This is a genomic window from Microbulbifer taiwanensis, from assembly GCF_014904815.1.
Taxonomy (GTDB): domain Bacteria; phylum Pseudomonadota; class Gammaproteobacteria; order Pseudomonadales; family Cellvibrionaceae; genus Microbulbifer; species Microbulbifer taiwanensis.
On record NZ_JACZFR010000026.1, the window covers coordinates 95457 to 109614 of the forward strand.

Consider the following 14158-nt stretch of genomic DNA (forward strand, 5'->3'; position numbering starts at 1 on the left):
GCGGTTTACTGTTTGCGCCACGAAAAGAACGAGCGGTAATTCATGTCACTCAAACTGCCCATCGACATCCACACCATCAAGGGATTTCTCGCTGCCCACGAGGGAGAGGCACTCTATCATCTGGCCGCCGAAGCCAGCGCCCTGGGCCCCAGCCTCGAGGTCGGCAGCTACTGCGGCAAGTCCACCGTTTACCTCGCCTCTGCCTGCAAACTGACCGACAGCGTACTGTTTGCCGTGGACCACCATCGCGGTTCCGAAGAGCACCAGCCCGGGGAGGAATACCACGATCCGGACCTCTTCGATGATCGCGCCCAGCTGATGGACAGCTTCCGTACATTCCGCGCGAATATGCGCGCTGCGCAGCTGGAGGACTGGGTGGTACCCGTCGTCGCCCCCTCGGCCGTTGCCGCGCGCTGTTGGAATACACCCCTGGGCCTGGTATTTATCGATGGCGGCCATTCACTGGAAGCCGCGATGACGGACTATCGCAGCTGGTCCCGCCATATAGTGCCGGGCGGCTACCTCGCCATTCACGATATTTTTCCAGACCCGGCCGATGGCGGCCAGGCGCCCTATGATATTTACAAGCTAGCCCTGGCTTCCGCTCAGTTCGAGCTGGTGGAGACAGTCGACACCCTCGGTATTCTGCGCCGGATCTGACAGCAGTCGCACGGATGTAAAGAGCCCGCTCGCCGGCGTCAGCCCGGCGAGCGCGTCCGCCGCCAGCAGCATGGCGCCCACCGTCCAGGTGGGTTTCTCCTCCGGCCAGATCGCCTTGTCGCGGTAAACGTAACCGGTCCAGTAGCCGCCGTCCCCATCCTGCCAGCGGTGCAGTGCGCGATAGAGTTTCGCCGCGCGACTGCGCTCTCCGGCCGCCACCAGTGCCATGGTCAGCTCGCAGGATTCCGCCACTGTCACCCAGGGTTCATCACTGACACAGCGACAGCCGAGCCCGGCCACGACAAATTCATCCCATTTTTTCTGCAGTCGCGCGCGCGCCGCGCTGCCGGAGAAGACACCAGTCAGCACCGGATAAAACCAGTCCATCGAAAAGCGCGCCTTGCTCTCCCAGGTGCGATCGAAGCGCTCGGGCTTCTCCCGCAGTGCCCGACCCAGCTGCGCCCTGCCCTCAATCCAGCGCGGGCGGGATTGGCCCAGGGAATGGGCAATATTGATGGCGCACTCCAGGCTCTTGTATATCGAAGAACAGCCGGTAATCAGCGCATCCTCTTTGGGCCGGCCGTCACCGTCGACCGCCCAGTGAATCTCACCGTGCCCCGTCTGCAGCGCCAGCACGAACTCCACTGCGCGCTCGACCATGGGCCAGTAGCGGCGCAGGAAGTTTTTATCTTCTTCGATCAGGTAGTGATGCCAGATACCGGTGGCGATATAGGCCACGAAATTGCTCTCGCGGCGCTCGCGGTTGTGCACTTCGCCGTCTTTGTATGCCGCCCACCAGCTGCCGTCGGCGAGCTGGATATCGGCCAGCCATCCGTACGCCTTTTCTGCCGCGGCGTATTCACCGGCAATACTGAGCCCCATCGCCGCCTCAACGTGATCCCAGGGATCCGCATAGCCGCCGTCGAACCAGGGAATGGCACCGTCTGCCTGCTGCCGCGAGAGAATATAGCCCGCACTGGCGCGCAAAAAACCGCTGGGAAATAGCGCATTGCCGGACAGTGCGGGAAGTGCCAGATCGCTCAAGACTGCACCTCCATTGCCACTGCCGCTGTCTCCTGCCCATACTTCCGGGGCTCATCCGGGGGCGACTGCGGTTTGACAAAGTAGAGCACTATGCTTTTGCCCAGAATCGGGTTCAGTAGTTTTTCCAGTGCGCGGGTCAGCAGTGGTTTTTGCATCAGGTCCCAGACCAACAGGCGATGATAGGCCGCGAGGAGACGCGACTCCGGCTTGCTCCAAAGCAGGCACTTAAGCCACCAGAAGGGTGCGTGCAGGGCGTGCGCCTTGTGGCGAGCAAAGTACTGATGTCCCAGGCTTTCGATACTGTTGCGCAGTTCGCGCTCGCGGAATATCCGGATATGGCCACCCTCCACCTGATGGTACTCGTCGCTGAATTGCCAGCAGACCCACTCCGGGAAAAAGGTCGGTACACTCGCGGCGAAGATACCCGCGGGCTTCAGTACCCGATCTATCTCCGCAAGGACACCGCGGTAGTCCAGGATATGCTCGAGGACTTCGGAGCAGATCACCACATCGAAGCTATTATCGGCGAAAGGCAACTGCAAGCCGTTGCCGACCCCGAGTAGCAACCGCCCCGGCGTTTGCGGCTCACCCACAAATGGCTTGGCGCGCTCACTGGCCGTGCGCACATCGTCGATACTCAGATCGATACCTACCACATCCACCGCCTCGGACACCAGCAAGTGGATTGCGTGGCGCCCCTCGCCGCAACCCAGATCCAGCACTCGCTGCCCAGCCTGCAGATTCAGATTGCGCAGTTCGACAGTAATCATCAGGCTGCCTCCGCGCCACTTGAGGCCTCGGTGCGTGTCGCAACGCGCGGCAGCGACCTGACCCGCGGTTCGCCGAGAATCCGGCGGTAATAATCCACCAGGTGTGCCGCCGCCAGGCGCCAGGAAAACTGCTGCTCGATACGCTCCCGGCCCTTGCGCCCCAAATCCTGACGCAGGGACTCATCGGATAGCAACTTATGCAGCGCCTGCGCCAGCGCTACACAGTCTCCCGCCGGCACAACCAGACCAGCATCGCCCACCACTTCCGGCAAGGCGCCGCCATCGCTGGATACCACCGGTACACCGCAGGCCATGGCTTCACCGGCCGGCAGGCCGAACCCCTCATACAGGGACGGACAGGCCACTACGCTTGCGCTCGCGTAGTACTCCACCAGCTCCTGGTTGGAGATACCGGATACAAAACGCACCGCATCCTGCAACTGCAACTCGTGCAGTAATTGCTCTGTGGCGCCGCCTTCCTGAAGGCGCCCGACTACCAGCAACTCGAGTCCAGGATGGCGCTGGCGCAGCTCCGCCAGCGCCTGTAGCAAAAAGCGCAGCCCCTTGAGCGGCTGGTCGGCAGATGCGGTGGTCATGATACGCAGCGGCTTGCGCACTACCTGCGGCTGCGGCTTGAACAGATCCGTGTCTATACCGTTGTAGATCAGCTGGATCTGCTGCGGATCCACACCGAACTGTTCGACAATATCCCGCTCTGACTGGCGCGAGACAGTGACAATATTGCGCAGTCTGCGCGAAACCCTGATCTGCATCCCCAGGAAGCTGTGCCAACGGCGCACTAGCAGCCGGTAACGCCAGTCCGGCGCCGCGTCCAGGGCCAGTTGCCGGTCGCGGGTAATCGGATGGTGAATGGTGGCCACAACCGGCAATCCACTTTTTTCGATATCGAGCAGGCCATAACAGAGGGACTGGTTGTCGTGCACTATGTCGTAGTGGCAGCCATGCTCGCGCAGGTACCTGGCCGCGCGGCGGCCGAAAGTGTAGGGCTCGGCGAAACCGCCGGTCAGCTTGCCCCACCACTCGAAGAAATCGGTCCAGGACAGCAGGTGACGCCATTTCAGCGCGCGCGTGGGACGCTCTTCCTCAAACAGGTTCAGCCCCGGCATCTCAATCAGCTTTACGCGCGGGTCCAGTACCGGATAGGGCTGCCCGGAGATAACATCCACCGTGTGACCCGCCTCTACCAGCGCCTTGCTCAGATAGTGGAGATAGACCCCCTGCCCCCCACAGTAAGGATGGCTGCGATAGCCCAGCAGGCAAATTCTCAGTGGTCGCGACTTCAGTGGCTGCGGCGGCGCGACCGATGGGCCGCCCGTACAATTCCTCTCTCTACCCTTGCCCGAGGCGGTCATGACTTCCCCATCTGTGTTGTTCTATTACCGGAGGCTGGAAACTGCGAAGAATACACTGGCGCAGAAATGACTGCCAGACAGAATCAGTTCACGTTGATTGCTCCATCCGTAGCCCTCGCCCTTAGGGCAGCCTTCAGCCGTACTAAGCGGCAATCCTGCCGCTTAGTGACATATTTTCAACACGCACAGAAAAGCAGGTGAGCGGCCCGGGCCCCTCACCTGCCTCGCGAGATGCAGCGGGTGGATTAAAAGCTGAAGCGATAGCCCACGCCCAGATTGAACATCCAGGGACTCATGTCCAGCTCATCGCGTACACGCACTGGCAGGATGATGGAATCACTGAATCCGGGCACCAGTGTCTCGGTGTCGTAACCGATGTAGATGTCCGGTTCGGCATCCACATACATCGCGGAGGCGTTGATCTGCCAACCGTTGTCACGGCCGAAATTGAAATCCACACCGACCTGCGCCGTCCAGGTGAAATCGCTGCCGAAATCCAGCAAACCGAATTCACCAAATTGATCGCGGAAAACCGGTCGCAAAAACTCCTGCTCGATATCGACGTAGCTGACACCCAGACCGACGTAGGGCTGAATCAGGCAGGTGGGGCTCATCGGATACCAGTTTGCGAAAAGACTGGTGGTATAGGTATCGAAATCGCCGACCCCCTGGGAGAAGCTACCAAAGGAACTGCCTCCGGTACTGGCAATTGAAGTGAGTGTTGCATCGAGATTGGCGTCGGCACTTAAGTAGAGCTCTATCCCCAGGTGCTCAATCGGTAACCAAACGCCACTGATATACCAGGTAGTATCATCATCCAGGTCCACGTCGGTAAACACGTTGACATTTACAAAATCACTCGCCACCGGGTTTTCGATCGCGGGATCAGCCACGCTGAATACCTGGGTTCCAGAAAAGACGTTATCGTCCGGCTCTACATACGAGGCGCCGACACGCAACATGACGGTTCCAGCGGTATATATTCCCGGTGATGGCTGCTGTACTGGATAACCAGATGGGCCCGCCAGGGCCGGCTGGGCGGCGAAGCCGGCGTATCCCGCCAGTGCCATGGGGATTAGGAGGGACTTCAATCTCATGGGGTAACTCCTTGTAACGCTGAAAAGCTCCTTCGCCGCAGTTGCGGTTACTTCCAGTATAGGTGGGCTTTTTCAACATGCAGCAAGGCGTACCAATTAGAGAGCGGATCTGGGGAAATATATTCCGACAGTGTGTTGCCGGACAAAAAAAATGCCCGCCAAATGGCGGGCCAGATTTCTCGAACACACTTTCAGGAGGAGAGTCTCAAGCGCGTTACGCGCTTAACCTAGGTATAGCAAATGTTTATCCCCGCCTGCGATTCCTGTCGCCAAAGCCGTCGAGTAGTTGTGGCAAGTGCCGCCCCTCTGTGGATAGGGTCACACCCGGTGCAGGTAGCTCTGGTACTCCACATCGGTCACGCGCGCACCTATCTCCGCCAGTTCCTGGCGCTTCAGTAGCAGGAAGAGTTCGACAAAGCGCGGATCCAGGTATTTCTGCCACAGGGGACTCTTCTCGAAGCGCTTCAATGCGTCGCTCCAGGTGTTGATCAACTGCTCGCTCTCCACCTGGTAGGCATCGCCTTCAACCGGCGCCGGGGGCTCCAGCTTGTTCTCGATACCGTGGCAGACTCCGGCGAGGATCGCTGCCAGCACCAGGTAGGGATTCACATCGGCGCCGGCGATGCGGTGCTCGATGCGCCGCGCTTCCGGATTGCTGGCCGGCACTCGCAGGGTGGTGGTGCGGTTGTCATAGCCCCAGCAGAGGTTGAGCGGCGCGTGGGAACTCTCCTGGAAACGACGGTAAGAATTGCTGTGCGGCGCGAAGAAGGCCATCGCGTCATTGGCGGTGGCCAGCATGCCGGCGGCTGCCTGGCGCAGCAGCTCGGAGCCTTGCTCGCTGCCGTCGTCGAAGACATTTTTGCCGCTGTCGTCGATCAGGCTCATATGCACGTGCATGCCATTGCCGGCCTGGTCGCCGAAGGGTTTGGCCATGGTGCTGACGCGGAAGCCGTGACTGCGCGCCACCCCCTTCAGCAGGCGCTTGAACAGCAGTGTCTGGTCGGCGACCTTCACCGGGTCGGCGCTGTGCAGCAGGTTGATCTCGAATTGCCCCGGCGCGCACTCGGACAGGACGGAATCCGCCGGGATGCCCTGCTCTTCACAGGCGGCGCGCACATCGGCGAAGAAATGCCGCTGGGCGTCCAGCTCCGAGAGGTCGTAGACATCGGTGGACGGCACCAGCTCGGCATCGTTGTCGCTGACCGGACGCGGCCGCGCCAGGTGGTCCGCCTCTTCGCGCAGCAGGTAGAACTCGAGTTCGGTGGCGCACACCGCGGTGTAACCGAGCTCCTTTAGTTTTGCGACCACGCCCTGCAACTGGGTGCGGGGATCGGCGTAGAGCGGCGAGCTGTCCGCCTCGTGCAGCTGCATATGCAGCTGTGCCGTCTGTTCCCGGTGCCAGGGCGCCAGGCAGATGGGTGAAACCGGGATGCAGATGCCATCGCTGTCGCCGCTGGCGAATACCAGCGGACTGTTTTCAATATCCCGCCCCCAGATATCCAGGCTGGCGGCACTGCGCGGCATCTGCAGGCTGCCCTTCAGCAGCTTTTCCGCCGAATCCGCCGGCAGCCACTTGCCGCGGGGAACACCGTTGATATCGAACATAAAGCCCTCGATCCATTTCAGATCGGGGTTTTCAGCGAGGACCTGGCGCGATTTTTCCAGCAGTTCCGGTAGCGGTATAAATTCTTTTTCCTGAGACATAGTTTGCCTTTACCGGGATCCCGGATTCGGGGCCCCTTGATGTGTCCGTGGCGGTCCTGATACCGCTGGCTGTTTGCGGGACGCGCTGTGAATACATCCCTGTACGCTCTAATCGGCATCCCTGCCTCATAAGGCCCCGCAAACAGCCAGCGGTATCAGGACCTTCGCATCAAATTTCGGTTCATTTTCCCGAGTCCGGGACCCGAGAATATTACGCCAACGCCTTGGCCGTGTCGTCCAGCGCGCGGTGCGCCTTCTCCACCAGCTCGTCCACCTGCTCGGTGGTGAGGATCAGCGGCGGCGCGATGATCATGGTGTCGCCGGTGGCGCGCATCACCAGGCCGTTCTTGATGCTCATATCGCGGCAGATACCACCGGCGGTGCAGTCATCGTCGAAGCGCGCGCGGCTGCCTTTGTCCTTGACCAGCTCCAGCGCACCCACGAGGCCCAGGCTGCGGGCCTCACCGACAATCGGGTGATCCCCCAGCTCAGCCCAGCGCTTGGCCAGGTAAGGGCCGGTAACATCGCGTACGTTTTCGATGATCTTCTCGTTGCGCAGGATATTGATGGTCGCCAGGCCGGCCATACAGGCCGCCGGGTGCGCGGAGTAAGTGTAGCCGTGGGTGAATTCACCGCCCTTGGCCTTGATCACGTCCGCCACGCGGTCGCTGACCATGGTGCCGCCCAGCGGGAAGTAGCCGTTGGTCACCGCCTTGGCGAAGGTCATCAGATCCGGCTGCATGCCGTAGTAGTCGGCACCGAACCACTCGCCGGTGCGACCGAAGCCGAAAATCACTTCGTCCATCACCAGCAGTATGTCTTCGTACTGGTCCAGCACCTTTTTCACTTCCGGCCAGTAGGTTTCCGGCGGGATGATCACGCCGCCGGCGCCCTGGATCGGCTCGGCGATAAACGCGGCCACCTTTTCCGGGCCCAGCTCCTGGATTTTTTCATCCAGCGCACGGGCGGCCTGGACACCAAACTCCTCCGGGGACATGTCACCGCCCTCGCCGAACCAGTAGGGCTGCTGGATATGTTCGATATAGTCCAGCCCCTGGAACTGCTTGTGCATGCCGTTCATGCCGCCGAGGCTGGCGCCGCCGATGGTGGAGCCGTGGTAGGCGTTCTTGCGCGAAATGACGATGCGCTTCTCGGGCTTCTCCTGCAGGTCCCAGTAGCGGCGGATAAGGCGCAGGTTGGTGTCGTTGGCTTCGGAACCGGAACCGGTGAAGAACACGTTGTTCATGCCCGCCGGCGTCACTTCCGCCAGGGCGTCCGCCAGCTCGATGGAGGGTACGGTCGTGCACTGGAAAAAGCTGTTGTAGAAAGGCAGCTTGTTCAGCTGCTCGTAGATGGCGTCGCTGATTTCCTTGCGGCTGTAACCCAGGTTACAGCACCAGAGACCGGACATGCCGTCCAGCATCCGGTGACCGTCGATGTCGGAGATATAGGCGCCGTCGGCGCTGGTGATCACACGGGTACCCTGTTTGCCCAGGTCGTGGAAGTCGGTAAAGGGGTGCAGCAGGTGCTCGCGGTCGTGTTGTTGCAGTTGACTCTTGTTCATGGTCTCGCTCCTGATGAAACCGCCCCTGGCCCTGTCGCAGACGTCCAGGCCAGAGGCGACGGCAAAATGTGATCACATTTTAGTGTGAGCCGAGCCGGATACGCAATAGGGATTGTAGATTCCGGGGCAGGGCTCGACGGAATAGCTCCTCTCTTTCCCGGGCTGCCGAGTATAGGGCCAGAGGGAGAGGGTCATCCGGAGAGAACACCAGTGCCAGCTGTTAAGGCCTTGCAATCGGTTGCCGCCTCGACCGGGAGATGACAGTTGTGTGATTTGAAAAATGCTTGCATCACCCGCCAAAATCTGGAAATTCCTTTGTATGGCCCGATATTCATCTCGCTTTCCCGACATGAATACAAAAGAATTCGTTTGATTTTCAAACAGATATAAGGATATGCCCATGACGTTTGGCCAATTTATCAAAAACCAGCGCGAGGCGAAAAACTGGACTCAGCCTGAGGCCGCAGCCCAGATCGGCATCGAACAGTCCTATTTGTCCAAGCTGGAAAACAATAAGGCCGTCCCCTCGCCCGAGAGCTTCGACAAGCTGATGCAGGCCTACGAATTCGACATGGCCGCTGTTGGCCAACAGGTGACGGATACCGAGCTGCACAAGCTGAAAGACATAGCTCAGGTGCGCGATTTAATTGTCAATCACAAAAAACGTAGTGAACGGACCCGGCGCTCGTGGCTGCTTGCGGGGTTGCTGGCCCTGATGGTGGGTTCGGCGTTAACGGCCTACGGCACAGTTATTAAGGACGCCAAGGTCGGTACCTTTCTGTACGAATCCAAGGGTTGGATCAAGCAGGGGGAACCGCCGTTTCTGTTTGCCGAAATGCCTGAGTATCGGAGCTTTGTCCCTCGCATGCAAAACGTGGCATACAGGGAGCACATCCGGCAGCATCCATTGTTTGCCCGGCTGGACTACAAGCAAATTCGATCCCCCCAATACCTGGGCGCGTATTATGACGTCGAGGAGAAGGGAAAGCTGCGTCGCTTTGCCTTTGTAGGGCGTGATCGCACTGCTGCGATCCCCGTCGCCTTCTATACGAGTATCAGCTTTGGCGCCATGCTGCTGGCCGGCGCCATGGGCGCTTTCTTTGTCAGCCGCCGCTGGTAGTGCCCGGACGGCTCGCGGCGGCAGTCTCACCGCGCGGAGCCAGCGAATCGCCGGGGAACCCTGGAAACAGAATCAGATACCGCAGTCCAGCGCATCCAGCAGCATATGGGTGATCAACCCGATACCCAGATAGCGCACCGGTTTCCAGGGCAGGAACATCATGGCGCCGTAGAGGGAAATCGGCAGCATCTTGTGCAGCGGGTGGAAGTTGATACTGCAGCGGCCGGGATCATAGATGGGGCTGGCCAGCAGGTGATCCAGGTCCACCAGGTTGGCGGCGAGCATGATCAGCGCCGCCCTCTTCCAGTCGGCACGGAAGCAAAACCAGGCGATGGCCAGCGGCACCAGCAGGTGCAGGGCGATGTGGATGTAACTGAACATATTTATAGAAGTTCTTCTGCGGAGATGGAGCCGAGGCCCTCTTCGATATCCTGGCGGATGGCGGTGCGCACGCTCTCCGCGTCGCCGGAACCGATGGCATCGATCAGGTCCTGGTGGCGGTCGGGCAGCTCCTGCACGCCGAAACGCTGGAATACCAGGTGCTGCAGTGGCGCCGTCTGCAGCCACAGGCTCTCGATCAGCGACAGGATGATATGGGGCCGCCCGAGGCGGTAGAGGGTGAAGTGGAACTCCAGGTTGGCGGTGACATATTCCTCTATGTCCTTGTCCGCCAGGGCCGCAGTGACCCGCCCGTCCAACTGGCGCAACTGGTCCAGCTCCTCCGGACCGACATAGGGCAGCGCCTGTGCGGCCGCCTGGCACTCCAGCGCCACCCGCGCCGCGCAGATTTCCGCCAGTTTTTCCGGGGTCATGGTGGGTACCGTCACCCTCCGGGTGTCGGACAGCTCCAGCGCCCTCTCGGAAGTGAGTCGGCGCAATGCCTCGCGCACCGGCATGGGGCTGCAGCCCAGGTCTGCGGCCAGGCCGCGGATGGTGATCGCGTGGCCGGGCAGAAACTTGCCGCGCAAGATGGCGTCGCGCACCTGGTAGTAGACCCGCTCCTGGGTGGTTCGGTACTCCTCCTGGGGCGCGCTGAACTCCTGTGCATTACTCACGCTGCGGTTACCCGTGACAGCTTGTGGGGAATATCCTCTGAGCCCACCTCGATCAGGTGATCGGCAACGGCGCCGGTCTGCCACAGCTCGTAAAAGTCATCCGCTACCTGCCTGCTCATATCCACCACCCTGTTCCAGTACTTCAGCCGCTCTTCGGTGCTGAGCTTATAGAAGTCGTTGCGGTCGGGAATCTTACCGTAGGGCAACCGGGCAACAAAGGCCGGCGACGGCGACACCAGCAGAGTGTTCTGCATGTCCCCGCCCCGGACCCGGCGCCAGAACAGGCTCTTGTCGAACCACCCCGGCACCATATAGGGGAAGAAATGCGGATAGAGCGCCAGCCCCTCCGGGTGTCCGAAACGCAGGTCAAAGTGGTAATCGGTGATACCGCCATCGCGGTAGTTGCCGGCGGGCGCGCCGTGGGGGTTCTGCACACCGGCCATTACCAGCGGGATGGAGCCGCTGGCCAGTACCGCGTCGCAGACATTCTCCTCTGACAGCCGCGTATTGACGGTGCGCAGGCTGTCGAAGTGTACGCTGGCGCTGTCACCGTTATGGAAAACCACCCTGTCCCAGAAAACACGCAGGCTGTGGCGGGACATGGCGTTGGCCAGTGCCGAAGCCAGCAGCGCCGGCGCCAGCAACGCGCGCCTTTCACTGGCCAGGGGCCCGCGACCACGCACCGTCACGAAATGGCTGTGCCAGATGGGACTGTTCGCCACCTGGCGCGCGCCCTCGCCGCCCAGCGCGTCCCGCAATATCTTCTCGCCCGCCGCGGTGATCTCCACCGGCGTCGGTCTGCCCGAGTCATAGGTCTGGTGAATATAGCCGAACTCAAGGCGCTCCAGCGCGCCGAGAGAATCCTCCATCGCGTAACACATATTGCGGAAGCTGCCGATGGACGAGCCCACTGTGGCGACAGGCTGGCTGCGGCCCTTGAAGAACTCTCCCATCAACACCCGGTCCAGCTGGCTGATGACCAGCCACTTGGGACCGCCGGAGGCGCCCACCAGGGTCGAGAATTGCTCCTGGCGCAGGCCCTCCTCGCGGATACGCTTCGCGGCAGAGGTGCCGGCCAGTAGTACGCAATTGGATCTTTTCACTACTCTTCTCTAACTCAATTCGGAGCCGTAGGGTGCGCCGCGCGCACCGTCCAGGCCAGCCGGTGCGCACGGCACACCCTACGCAAGCCCGGAATATTCCGGTCTACCACTCGCCGGTATTCTCCATGGAGGCCCAGGGCTCCTGCGGCTCCAGCGGTTCACCCTTTTGCAGCAACTCGATGGAGATGCCGTCCGGGGAGCGCACAAAAGCCATATGGCCGTCGCGGGGCGGGCGGTTGATGGTGACGCCTTCGTCCATCAGCCGCTGGCAGATCGCATAGATATTATCCACACGGTAGGCCAGATGGCCAAAGTTGCGCCCACCGGTGTAAGTTTCCGGATCCCAGTTGTAGGTCAGCTCCAGGCAGGGCGACTTGCTTTCCCGCGCACTGTCCGCGTCACCGGGCGCGGCGAGAAATATCAGCGAAAAGCGACCCTTGTCATAATCCTTGCGGCTGACCTGCTGCAGCCCCAGCTTTTCGCAATAAAACTTCAATGACTCGTCCAGGTCCGCCACGCGCACCATCGTATGTAGATATTCCACCGCACTACTCCTTCCTTTTGTCTCCATCTACAATGCCGGCAGCAAAATAAAACACCCGCATTGCAGACACCAGAACCAAATGTACCAGAAATACTATCGACAGTTTTTACAGGCCCCCAGTGGCAGCCCGACTTCCATGCTGCACATGGCGTGCCACTCCCACCACTACTGGCCGGACGTCACCCTCGATGCCGTGCAACAGTACTGGCGCGACTCGGCCCTGCTCGCCGACGACAAGTGGGGCCCCATTTTCGAGGAGAAGATCCCCGCCTGGCAGGGCGCCGTGGCCCGCACACTGAATCTGCCGGACCCGGACCGCATCGCCATTGCGCCCAACACCCACGAGCTGGTCTACCGGTTGCTCAGTGCCTTCGACCTGAGCCGGCCGCTGCGCATCCTGACCACCGATGGCGAATTCTACAGCTTCGCGCGCCAGCTGCAGCGGCTCGATGAGCTCCCCGGTGTCGAAGTGACCCGTATTCCCAAAGAGCCCTACGCCACCCTGGCAGAGCGCTTCGAGCAGGAACTTCACCGCGGCGACTACCAGCTGGCCTACGCCAGCCAGGTGTTTTTCGATTCCGGTGTGGTATTTCCAGAGCTGTTGCAGATTGCCGGGCGCAAGCCGGCGCGCACCGAATTGGTGATCGACGGCTACCACGCCTTCTTCGCGCGCCCCATCGATCTCGGCGAGATAGCAGACAAGGTATTTTTTACCGCCGGCTCCTACAAATACCTGGGTGCCGGCGAGGGAATGTGCTTTATGAGCATTCCCGCGAACTGCCAGCTGCGCCCGCTGAACACCGGCTGGTTTGCGGAACTGGCGGAGCTGGAGAACCGCGCCGACCGGGTCGGCTATGCCGACAACTGGCTGCGCTTTGCCGGCGCCACCATGGACTACTCCGCCCTGTACAAAGGCCTGGCTATATTCGAGCTGTTCGAGCGCGAGGGCATCAGCGTGGAAAGGATCCACGACTATGTCCTCGCGGCGCAAAAGCGCTTTCTCGACACCATGGATGCGGTCGATCACCCTCTGCTGAACCGGGACAACCTGATCTACCACGACCTGCAAAATGGCCACGGACACTTTTTCACCTTCGACTGCGGCACCGCCGAGCAATCGGAGCGGCTGCAGCAGGAGCTGAAATCCCGCGCAGTGTTGTCCGACCGCCGCCAGCGGCTGCTGCGACTCGGATTTGCCATTTATCACGGAGAAAATGAAACTTACCGGCAGGTTTTCCGCTAGGGAACCTGCCGCTCAGCTTGTGTTCAGATAACAGCGCCTATGATCGGGCCACTTTTTTAGAGTCACTTACAAGGAAAAAGTCATGAAGGTTGTAAAACTATCGGCCATTGCCCTGCTCGCAGTACTCGCCACCGCCTGCGGTAGCGATCACCCCGGCGAGCCTGGCACCCTGGTCTCCATTTCCGCCAATGGCGAGGCCAGCAAGGTGCCGGATGTAGCCAATATCTCCGCCGGAATGGTCACCGAAGCCGAGGACAGCGAAAAGGCGATGCGCGACAACGCCGAACAGATGGATAAATTGATCAAGGCGATCAAAAAAGCCGGCATCGACGACAAGGACGTGCAGACCAGCGGTATCAGCCTGTCGCCGCGCTACCACTACCAGCAGGATCGCAAGCCGCAGATCACCGGCTATATCGCCCGCAACACCGTCAGTATCAAGGTACGGGAGCTGGAAAAGCTGGGCAAGATTCTGGATGACCTGGCAGCCGCCGGGGCCAACCAGATTCACGGCCCCAGCCTGGAAATCGGCGAACCGGAACCGGTAATGGCCGAGGCCCGCGAGCAGGCCCTGCAAAAAGCCCAGGTCCGCGCCGAGACCTACGCCAAGTCACTGGGCATGAAGGTACGCCGTATCGTCAGCATTTCCGAAAGCGGCAGCGGCGGCATTCCTCGCCCGATGATGCGCGCGGAGATGGCGGCGGCCAAGGCGGATGTGGCGACACCGGTTGCGCCAGGGGAGACCACGCTGACGGTGAATCTGGATCTGGTATTCGAGCTGGAGTGATTCCTTAATGCGGAAATCGGAATGCGGAATTAATTGGCACCGCATTCCGCATTCCGCATTCATGAGGCGCCTCCCTGCGCCTCACCCGCTTCGC

14 protein-coding genes are annotated in these 14158 nt (G+C 60.7%); 4 read left to right on the top strand and 10 right to left on the bottom strand.

Annotated elements, in window-relative coordinates; all coding sequences use genetic code 11:
- Positions 1–42: 42 nt before the first annotated feature.
- Positions 43–660, top strand: coding sequence for a class I SAM-dependent methyltransferase (locus IG627_RS09915; protein WP_193192194.1), 618 nt, complete (start codon positions 43–45; stop codon positions 658–660).
- Here the strand turns inward: IG627_RS09915 and IG627_RS09920 are convergent.
- The 6 genes from IG627_RS09920 to IG627_RS09945 all read right to left on the bottom strand — a co-directional run bounded on the left by IG627_RS09920 (position 589) and on the right by IG627_RS09945 (position 8212).
- Positions 589–1704, bottom strand: coding sequence for a prenyltransferase/squalene oxidase repeat-containing protein (locus IG627_RS09920; protein ID WP_193192195.1), 1116 nt, complete (start codon positions 1702–1704; stop codon positions 589–591). The genes IG627_RS09915 and IG627_RS09920 overlap by 72 nt on opposite strands.
- On the bottom strand, positions 1701–2474 hold the full coding sequence (locus IG627_RS09925) for a class I SAM-dependent methyltransferase (RefSeq protein ID WP_193192196.1): 774 nt from the start codon (positions 2472–2474) through the stop codon (positions 1701–1703). Before IG627_RS09925 ends, IG627_RS09920 begins: the two co-directional genes overlap by 4 nt.
- Positions 2474–3847 carry a glycosyltransferase family 4 protein gene (locus IG627_RS09930; RefSeq protein WP_193192197.1) on the bottom strand — a complete coding sequence of 458 codons (1374 nt, stop codon included), beginning with the start codon at positions 3845–3847 and terminating at the stop codon, positions 2474–2476. Before IG627_RS09930 ends, IG627_RS09925 begins: the two co-directional genes overlap by 1 nt.
- A 245-nt stretch (positions 3848–4092) precedes the next feature.
- Positions 4093–4944 (bottom strand): OmpW/AlkL family protein, encoded by an 852-nt coding sequence (locus IG627_RS09935; RefSeq protein WP_193192198.1) that lies wholly within the window; start codon positions 4942–4944, stop codon positions 4093–4095.
- A gap of 318 nt (positions 4945–5262) precedes the next feature.
- A complete protein-coding gene (locus tag IG627_RS09940; protein ID WP_193192199.1) occupies positions 5263–6648 on the bottom strand; it encodes a glutamine synthetase family protein in 1386 nt (461 codons plus the stop codon).
- A 211-nt stretch (positions 6649–6859) separates the two neighbouring features.
- The gene (locus IG627_RS09945) at positions 6860–8212 is read right to left on the bottom strand and encodes an aspartate aminotransferase family protein (RefSeq protein WP_193192200.1); all 1353 of its coding nucleotides are present in this window, start codon (positions 8210–8212) and stop codon (positions 6860–6862) included.
- 400 nt (positions 8213–8612) lie between these two features.
- On the opposite strand from IG627_RS09945, the gene IG627_RS09950 reads away from it, so the two are divergent.
- Positions 8613–9332 (top strand): helix-turn-helix domain-containing protein, encoded by a 720-nt coding sequence (locus IG627_RS09950; protein WP_193192201.1) that lies wholly within the window; start codon positions 8613–8615, stop codon positions 9330–9332.
- Positions 9333–9404: 72 nt separating this feature from the next.
- Here the strand turns inward: IG627_RS09950 and IG627_RS09955 are convergent, their stop codons facing one another.
- The 4 genes from IG627_RS09955 to IG627_RS09970 form a co-directional block, all read right to left on the bottom strand.
- Positions 9405–9713, bottom strand: a complete 309-nt coding sequence (locus IG627_RS09955; RefSeq protein WP_193192202.1) for a DUF6122 family protein — start codon at positions 9711–9713, stop codon at positions 9405–9407.
- Between the two features lie 2 nt (positions 9714–9715).
- Entirely contained in the window at positions 9716–10387 is a 672-nt protein-coding gene (locus IG627_RS21180) for a GntR family transcriptional regulator (RefSeq protein ID WP_193192203.1), read from the bottom strand.
- Complete coding sequence (locus IG627_RS09965) at positions 10384–11490, bottom strand: patatin-like phospholipase family protein (protein ID WP_193192204.1); 1107 nt, start codon at positions 11488–11490, stop codon at positions 10384–10386. Before IG627_RS09965 ends, IG627_RS21180 begins: the two co-directional genes overlap by 4 nt.
- A gap of 103 nt (positions 11491–11593) precedes the next feature.
- Positions 11594–12034 (bottom strand): VOC family protein, encoded by a 441-nt coding sequence (locus IG627_RS09970; protein WP_193192205.1) that lies wholly within the window; start codon positions 12032–12034, stop codon positions 11594–11596.
- A 79-nt stretch (positions 12035–12113) separates the two neighbouring features.
- Between IG627_RS09970 and IG627_RS09975 the strand changes: the two genes are divergently transcribed.
- The gene (locus IG627_RS09975) at positions 12114–13277 is read left to right on the top strand and encodes an aminotransferase class V-fold PLP-dependent enzyme (RefSeq protein WP_193192206.1); all 1164 of its coding nucleotides are present in this window, start codon (positions 12114–12116) and stop codon (positions 13275–13277) included.
- A gap of 82 nt (positions 13278–13359) precedes the next feature.
- A complete protein-coding gene (locus IG627_RS09980) occupies positions 13360–14064 on the top strand; it encodes an SIMPL domain-containing protein (protein WP_193192207.1) in 705 nt (234 codons plus the stop codon).
- Positions 14065–14158 lie beyond the last annotated feature (94 nt).

Excerpts from the sequence above, each read along its gene's own strand:
- IG627_RS09915 (WP_193192194.1), top strand. The coding sequence starts at position 43 with ATGTCACTCAAACTGCCCATCGACATCCACACCATCAAGGGATTTCTC.
- IG627_RS09925 (WP_193192196.1), bottom strand. The coding sequence starts at position 2,474 with ATGATTACTGTCGAACTGCGCAATCTGAATCTGCAGGCTGGGCAGCGA.
- IG627_RS09930 (WP_193192197.1), bottom strand. The coding sequence starts at position 3,847 with ATGACCGCCTCGGGCAAGGGTAGAGAGAGGAATTGTACGGGCGGCCCA.
- IG627_RS09935 (WP_193192198.1), bottom strand. The coding sequence starts at position 4,944 with ATGAGATTGAAGTCCCTCCTAATCCCCATGGCACTGGCGGGATACGCC.
- IG627_RS09940 (WP_193192199.1), bottom strand. The coding sequence starts at position 6,648 with ATGTCTCAGGAAAAAGAATTTATACCGCTACCGGAACTGCTGGAAAAA.
- IG627_RS09945 (WP_193192200.1), bottom strand. The coding sequence starts at position 8,212 with ATGAACAAGAGTCAACTGCAACAACACGACCGCGAGCACCTGCTGCAC.
- IG627_RS09950 (WP_193192201.1), top strand. The coding sequence starts at position 8,613 with ATGACGTTTGGCCAATTTATCAAAAACCAGCGCGAGGCGAAAAACTGG.
- IG627_RS09955 (WP_193192202.1), bottom strand. The coding sequence starts at position 9,713 with ATGTTCAGTTACATCCACATCGCCCTGCACCTGCTGGTGCCGCTGGCC.
- IG627_RS09975 (WP_193192206.1), top strand. The coding sequence starts at position 12,114 with ATGTACCAGAAATACTATCGACAGTTTTTACAGGCCCCCAGTGGCAGC.
- IG627_RS09980 (WP_193192207.1), top strand. The coding sequence starts at position 13,360 with ATGAAGGTTGTAAAACTATCGGCCATTGCCCTGCTCGCAGTACTCGCC.